The sequence below is a fragment of the Parapedobacter lycopersici genome, from assembly GCF_040395035.1.
Lineage (GTDB): Bacteria > Bacteroidota > Bacteroidia > Sphingobacteriales > Sphingobacteriaceae > Parapedobacter > Parapedobacter lycopersici_A.
On record NZ_JBEBRB010000102.1, the window covers coordinates 1 to 7,411 of the forward strand.

Here is a 7,411-nt window from a genome sequence, read left to right on the forward strand (position 1 = left end):
GCTTTTTTTAACAATATTTTTGTCCGGCACCTGATTTTACGCAGAATTTCACGCTTTGGATTCGTTCGTTCAGAAAATGAACCGAATACCAAAAGTGGTTTTGGTCTACAATTAATATCACAAAATAGCTAAAATAGCTTATTTTTAAGAATATTTATTTGTATAATGTGGTTAATAAGAAATAATATTCTGAATTAAAAATTTGTCAATTGGCTATTGCCTATTCCCTTTAATCGTCATATCTTAATGAAGTCGAATACAGGAAGGGATTTGGACAACAAAGCAAACCACATAATTTGGTAATTTCAGCAGTAAGCAAACCGTGATTTTGACAAACGGGTCATGAGGTATTTTGGCAAAGATACATGGATTTATTTAGACGGTGAGTTCGTCAAGGCCGACCAGGCGACGATCGACCTGTTCGGACAGTCGCTGCACTATGGGTATGCCGCGCTTGACGGTATCCGTGCATATAATACACACAACGGCACGCGCCTGTTTAAGGCCGAGCAGCATTATGACCGGCTCCGCCACTCCTGTGAACTGGTCGGCATCAGCTTCCCCTGGAATACCAGCCAGCTGGTTGATCGGACATATGCCCTGCTGGAGAAGAATAACCTGCGGAGCGCCTATATCCGCCCGCTGGTAATAACCGGGCATAACATGTACCTGATGCCTGCCAAAGAAGCACATCTGGCTATATCCGCATGGGAGTGGGGACCGTTTTTGGGCACGGAGCTAATCCGGCTCACGCTGTCGCCCTATCAACGGCCGAACCCACATTCACTTCCCCCGGCTGCCAAAATAGCCGGCCAGTATGTGGCATCCATCGTGGCGACCAACGAGGCTTCCCGGCGGGGATTTGACGAAGCCCTTTTATTGGATAGTGACGGATATGTGGCGCAGGCATCCAGCAACAACCTCTTTATAGAAAAGGACGGCATATTGTATACGCCGGATACCGGGCATATTTTTCCGGGCATTACCCGGCAGACGGTACTGGAGATCGCCGCCGCATTCGGCATTGAGGTTGTAGAGAAAAAAATAACACCGGCGGAGCTCCGGGAGGCGGACACGGCATTTCTGACAGGCACCGCCACAGGAATCGCCGGCGTTGCTTCCATTGACGATGTCCGGTATCCGGCGGAATGGACTGATACATTAAGCGCTACGATACAACGGGCGTATAAAAATCTTACGCTTGAAAAGGAAAATTACGAAGTGATCATATAATCATGCCAACTACACAAACAAACGAACTAAACAAATACAGCAAAGTATTTACGCAGGACAAAACCCAACCGGCTGCACAGGCCATGCTCTATGGCATTGGGCTAACGGATGAAGACATGCAAAAGGCCCAGGTGGGCATTGCCAGCATGGGTTACGATGGCAACACCTGTAACATGCACCTGAACGATCTCGCCCAGGTAGTAAAAAAAGGCGTATGGGGTGCCGACCTGGTGGGGCTGGTGTTCAATACGATCGGCGTCAGTGACGGCATGAGCAATGGTACCGATGGCATGCGTTATTCCCTGGTGAGCCGCGATATTATTGCTGACAGCATTGAGGCCATCTGCGGGGGGCAGTATTACGATGGACTTATTGCCATTCCCGGATGCGACAAAAATATGCCCGGTTCCATTATGGCCATGGGCCGTCTCAACCGACCGTCGATTATGGTATACGGCGGGACGATTGCCCCCGGACATTATAAAGGGCAGGATCTTAATATCGTTTCTTCATTTGAAGCATTGGGGCAAAAAATTGCCGGCAATCTTTCCGAAGAGGACTTTATCGGCATCGTGAAGAACAGTTGCCCCGGTGCGGGCGCCTGCGGGGGTATGTACACCGCAAACACGATGGCTGCAGCCATTGAGGCATTGGGCATGAGCCTTCCGTATTCATCGTCCAACCCCGCAGTAAGCGAAGACAAACAAAAAGAATGTCTTGAGGCAGGGAAATACATCCGTATATTGCTTGAACGGGACATCAAACCCACGGACATCATGACCCGCGAAGCATTTGAAAATGCACTGCGTGTGATTGTTGTACTCGGCGGGAGCACCAATGCTGTACTGCACTTCATCGCCATTGGAAAAAGTGTAGGCATTGAAATTACGCAGGACGACTTCCAGCGGATGAGCGACACCACACCGGTATTGGCCGATTTCAAACCGAGTGGCAAATACCTCATGCAGGACCTCCATAATTACGGAGGAGTGCCGGCGGTAATGAAGTACCTGCTCAACGAAGGGCTATTGCACGGCCATTGCCTCACGGTAACCGGACAGACGCTTGCGGAAAACCTGGCCGACGTAACACCGATCAATAAACTTGATCAGCCGATCGTACGGGAGCTGGATAACCCGATCAAACCAACGGGACATCTCCAGATCCTCTATGGTAATCTCGCCGAAAAAGGAAGTGTAGCCAAAATATCGGGCAAGGAAGGCGAACGCTTCGAGGGACCGGCCCGTGTATTCGATGGCGAAAAGGACCTGATTGCCGGACTCGCTTCCGGACGCGTGAAGGCCGGCGACGTCATTGTGATCAAAAATGAAGGGCCCAAAGGAGCACCAGGCATGCCCGAAATGCTTAAACCAACCTCGGCTATTATTGGTGCGGGACTGGGAAAAAGTGTGGCACTTATTACCGATGGCCGGTTTAGCGGCGGCACACATGGCTTTGTGGTGGGTCACATCACACCTGAAGCGCACGAGGGCGGGCTCATTGGCTTGGTAGCAGACAACGATACGATTGTTATCGATGCCATAAATAACACGCTTACCCTGCAGGTATCGGACGAGGTGATCGCCGAGCGCCGTGCGACATGGACCAAACCTGCACTTAAAGTAACACGGGGAGTACTGTATAAATATGCGAAGACGGTAGCCGATGCGGCAGCCGGCTGCGTAACGGATGAATGTTAATTTACGAACCAAAAGAACGAATGACATGAACACGCTGGAAATCACAAAAAACACCTCAAACGGCAAGCAGGAAGCAATCGCCGGGGCAACGCAACTGAGCGGCTCGCAAGCTGTGCTCGAAGCATTATTGGCCGAAGGGGTGGATACCGTGTTTGGTTATCCGGGTGGGGCAATCATGCCCATCTACGATGCGCTGTATGACTACAACGACCGGCTGAAACACATATTGGTCCGCCATGAACAGGGCGGGGTCCATGCGGCGCAGGGCTATGCCCGGACTTCGGGCCGTGTAGGAGTGGTTTTCGCCACAAGCGGTCCAGGGGCTACCAATCTCATTACCGGGTTAGCCGACGCCATGATTGATAGCAACCCGGTGGTCTGTATTACCGGCCAGGTATTTGCTCATTTACTGGGTACCGATGCTTTCCAGGAAACCGATGTGATCAATATTACGACACCGGTGACCAAGTGGAATTACCAGGTAACGGATGCCTGTGAAATTCCGACAGCGCTGGCTAAGGCATTTCACATTGCGCGTACCGGACGTCCGGGACCTGTGTTGATTGATATCACTAAAAATGCCCAGCTTCAGCTATTTGATTATCCGGGATATAAGGTCTGCAACCACATCCGGAGTTATCGTCCGAAGCCGATTGTACGCTCCGAATATATTGAACAGGCGGCAGCGCTGATCAATGCCGCGGAAAAACCTTTTATCCTGTTTGGCCAAGGCGTTATCCTGGGCAAAGCAGAAGCGGAATTCAAGGCATTTATTGAAAAAACGGGTATTCCTGCCGCAGCTACCGTAATGGGGCTCAGCGCACTGGAAACCCATCACCCACTGCACGTGGGCATGCTGGGCATGCATGGCAACTATGCGCCAAACGTACTGACTAACGAATGTGATGTACTGATCGCCATTGGGATGCGCTTTGACGACCGTGTTACCGGCAGGTTGGATAAGTATGCCAAACAGGCAAAAGTCATCCATCTTGATATCGACCCTGCGGAAATTGATAAAAATGTCAAAGCCACGGTTCCGGTGTGGGGCGACTGCAAGGAAACGCTGCCACTGCTGACGGAGCAGGTGGATGCCAAAACACACGATGCCTGGCTGTCGCGCTTCCGTAAATTGGAAAGCGAGGAAATAAAGGAAGTCATCCAAGAGGAACTAAATCCTACTACGCCGATTATGACAATGGGTGAGGTAATCCGCACACTCAACGAGCTGACGGGCGGCGATGCGGTCATTGTTACGGATGTTGGCCAGCACCAGATGGTTGCCTGCCGCTACGCGAAGTTTAACCAGTCGAAAAGCAATGTTACCTCTGGAGGCCTGGGAACTATGGGATTTGGGCTCCCGGCAGCCATCGGCGCCTGGTACGGAACGCCCGACCGGACGGTAGTAGCCATTATCGGAGACGGCGGCATTCAGATGACCATCCAGGAGCTGGGTACCATCATGCAGTTTGGCGCCAAGGTGAAAATCCTGATCCTGAACAACGAATTCCTGGGCATGGTACGCCAATGGCAGCAGCTTTTCCACGACAAACGGTATTCGTTTGTCAACATTACCAGTCCCGATTATGTAACCGTTGCCAAAGGATACGGCATCGCGGGAAACAGCATCCGCGAACGGGCGGAACTCGAGCAGGCACTGACCGCGATGATCGAACACGACGGACCCTATCTGCTCGAGGTGATGGTAGGCAAGGAGAATAACGTGTTCCCAATGGTACCCCAGGGCAGCAGCGTTTCCGAAATCAGGCTGAAATAACGAAGGATTGCACATCAATGCGAAAGCTCAACTAGCTCGAGACAATTAAATCCAGAGATCATGGAAAAACAGGAATATACGATTACGGTATACACGGAAAATACCATCGGCATGATTAGCCGGATCGCCATCATTTTTTCGAGGCGGAAAATCAACATCGAGAGCCTCAATACGTCGCCTTCCGAAGCGGAAGGGATCCATCGGTTTACCATCGTCATTCATGAAACCGAAGATGTTGTCCGCAAACTCTGCCGCCAGATCGAAAAACAAGTAGAGGTCCTGAAGGCCTATTACAACACCAATGATGAGATCATCTGGCAGGAACAGGCCCTTTATAAAGTACCGACAGAGGTAGTTACGGAAAAGGCACCGGTGGAACGGCTGTTGCGCCGTTATGGGGCAAGTGCTGTAGTGATACGGAACGATTATACCGTATTTGAAACCGCCGGGCACCGGGAAGAGATTGATGCACTCACCGCTGCGTTAGCCGAGTATCAGCTCATCGAATTTGTGCGGAGTGCCCGTATTGCGATCATTAAAGACAGCGAAGGTTTCCACAAAAAACTAAAGGAGTTTGAGGAATCGGAGCCGGCTGCCGAAGTGGTGGAAAACCGGTACTTAAACAAACAGGATAAAGTATTTACCATGTAAGGTTACGTTGTTATGAAATTTAACCCCATTAAATACATTATCCGTACCCGCGAGGTCTTCATCGAACTGCTGGATGGGCTTACGCTGGAAGATATCAATCGTATTCCGGCCGGGTTCCGGAACAATATCGGCTGGAATTTCGGTCACATTGTGGTCAGCACCCAAGGGCTGTGCTACCGCAGGACCAATGTGCAACCGGATCGGGAAATTCCGTTTGAGAGCGCATATGCGAAAGGCACGGTGCCGACTTACGCGATCACCACAGAAGAGCTCGCTACCCTGAAGTCACAGGCAATAGCGTCTATTCGGCAAATTGAAGAGGACTACCAAAAAGGTGTTTTCAATGCGATTACTCCTTATTCCACTGCCACGTATGGGCTCGAAATGGATACAATTGAGCAAGTGCTAACGGTGACTCTTGCCCACGACAATCTCCACCTGGGTTATGCAAATGCACTTAAAAAAGCAGTATACGAACAAAAAAGTCAATAACATAGATAGAACAATGGCAAATTATTTCAACACCCTCCCCCTTAGAGAACAATTAAACCAATTAGGCGTCGCTGAATTCATGGACATCAGCGAATTTGCTGACGGTGTCAGCGCATTAAAAGGCAAAAAAATCGTCATCGTGGGCTGTGGTGCTCAGGGCCTTAACCAAGGCCTCAATTTAAGAGACAGCGGACTGGATGTTTCCTACGCCCTTCGCAAGGAAGCAATCGAACAAAAACGTGATTCCTGGAAGAATGCCACCGATAACCATTTTAACGTTGGCACGTACGAGGAATTGATTCCCACGGCAGACTTGGTTAGTAACCTTACGCCAGACAAGCAGCACTCGTCCGTCATCGACGCAGTAATGCCATTGATGAAAGCCGGCGCTACGCTCTCGTATTCGCACGGGTTCAATATCGTAGAAGAGGGCAAAGAAATCCGTAAGGACCTTACCGTGGTTATGATTGCCCCCAAATGCCCGGGCTCAGAGGTAAGGGCAGAGTACCTACGCGGGTTTGGTGTGCCGACACTGATTGCGGTTCACCCGGAAAATGACCCGCAGGGCAAAGGCCTCGCTGAAGCAAAAGCCTACTGTGTGGGTACAGGCGGCCATAAAGCGGGCGTGCTGCGGTCATCATTCGTAGCGGAGGTCAAATCCGACTTAATGGGAGAACAAACCATCCTGTGCGGACTGTTGCAAACCGGGTCAATCCTGTCGTTTGATAAAATGATCGAAAAGGGTATCGAGCCCGGTTACGCCGCCAAGTTGGTTCAATACGGTGTTGAAGTCATCACCGAAGCCCTGAAACAGGGAGGTATTACCGCGATGATGGACCGGTTGAGCAACATCGCCAAAATAAAAGCCTTCGAGGTTTCGGAAGAACTGAAGACGATCATGCGTCCCCTATTCCAAAAACACCAGGATGATATTATGAGCGGCGAATTCAGCCGGGGCATGATGGAAGACTGGGCAAATGGCGATAAAAAACTATTGGAATGGCGTGCGGCCACCGGCGAAACAGCCTTTGAAAAAACACCTGCCGGCGACATTAAAATCGGAGAGCAGGAGTACTTTGACCACGCCGTATTTATGGTAGCGTACATCAAAAGTGGTGTTGAGCTCGCATTCGAGACCATGGTTGAGGCTGGTATCAAACCGGAATCGGCCTATTATGAATCATTGCACGAAACGCCATTGATTGCCAATACCATTGCACGTAAAAAGCTGTTCGAGATGAACCGGGTTATTTCTGATACCGCAGAGTATGGATGTTACCTGTTTGACCATGCGTGTAAGCCATTACTGGCCGACTTTATGAAAACGGTAGATACGGATATTATTGGCAAGAATTTCAATGACGGTAAGGACCTGGCTGTTGACAATCAGGCACTGATTGCTGTGAACGAGGCCATCCGCACCCATCCGGTTGAACAAGTTGGCGCCGTGCTGCGCAAAGCCATGACCGCAATGAAGGCAATAAAAACGGCTTAAAAACCCTGTCCCGGACCGGTAAAAGCAGTGGCTGAAACCGGTCCGGGTATTGACACCTATAGA

At 50.4% G+C, this 7,411-nt stretch carries 6 protein-coding genes; all 6 read left to right on the plus strand.

Annotated features, from left to right (window positions below):
* Positions 1-342 precede the first annotated feature (342 nt).
* The 6 genes from ilvE to ilvC are packed head-to-tail and all read left to right on the plus strand — an operon-like array spanning position 343 to position 7,348.
* Positions 343-1,233: a branched-chain-amino-acid transaminase gene (ilvE, locus tag ABWO75_RS13000; protein ID WP_353186205.1), complete on the plus strand. Its 891-nt coding sequence runs from the start codon at positions 343-345 to the stop codon at positions 1,231-1,233.
* A gap of 2 nt (positions 1,234-1,235) precedes the next feature.
* Positions 1,236-2,933 carry a dihydroxy-acid dehydratase gene (gene ilvD, locus ABWO75_RS13005; protein WP_353186207.1) on the plus strand — a complete coding sequence of 566 codons (1,698 nt, stop codon included), beginning with the start codon at positions 1,236-1,238 and terminating at the stop codon, positions 2,931-2,933.
* A gap of 25 nt (positions 2,934-2,958) precedes the next feature.
* Positions 2,959-4,710, plus strand: coding sequence for a biosynthetic-type acetolactate synthase large subunit (gene ilvB, locus ABWO75_RS13010; RefSeq protein ID WP_353186209.1), 1,752 nt, complete (start codon positions 2,959-2,961; stop codon positions 4,708-4,710).
* A gap of 60 nt (positions 4,711-4,770) precedes the next feature.
* The gene (ilvN, locus tag ABWO75_RS13015) at positions 4,771-5,361 is read left to right on the plus strand and encodes an acetolactate synthase small subunit (protein ID WP_257659038.1); all 591 of its coding nucleotides are present in this window, start codon (positions 4,771-4,773) and stop codon (positions 5,359-5,361) included.
* Between the two features lie 12 nt (positions 5,362-5,373).
* Positions 5,374-5,853 carry a DinB family protein gene (locus ABWO75_RS13020; protein ID WP_353186212.1) on the plus strand — a complete coding sequence of 160 codons (480 nt, stop codon included), beginning with the start codon at positions 5,374-5,376 and terminating at the stop codon, positions 5,851-5,853.
* Positions 5,854-5,866: 13 nt separating this feature from the next.
* On the plus strand, positions 5,867-7,348 hold the full coding sequence (gene ilvC, locus ABWO75_RS13025; protein ID WP_353186214.1) for a ketol-acid reductoisomerase: 1,482 nt from the start codon (positions 5,867-5,869) through the stop codon (positions 7,346-7,348).
* Positions 7,349-7,411: the final 63 nt, after the last annotated feature.

Excerpts from the sequence above, each read along its gene's own strand:
- ilvC (WP_353186214.1), top strand. The coding sequence starts at position 5,867 with ATGGCAAATTATTTCAACACCCTCCCCCTTAGAGAACAATTAAACCAA.
- ilvB (WP_353186209.1), top strand. The coding sequence starts at position 2,959 with ATGAACACGCTGGAAATCACAAAAAACACCTCAAACGGCAAGCAGGAA.
- ABWO75_RS13020 (WP_353186212.1), top strand. The coding sequence starts at position 5,374 with ATGAAATTTAACCCCATTAAATACATTATCCGTACCCGCGAGGTCTTC.
- ilvD (WP_353186207.1), top strand. The coding sequence starts at position 1,236 with ATGCCAACTACACAAACAAACGAACTAAACAAATACAGCAAAGTATTT.
- ilvE (WP_353186205.1), top strand. The coding sequence starts at position 343 with ATGAGGTATTTTGGCAAAGATACATGGATTTATTTAGACGGTGAGTTC.
- ilvN (WP_257659038.1), top strand. The coding sequence starts at position 4,771 with ATGGAAAAACAGGAATATACGATTACGGTATACACGGAAAATACCATC.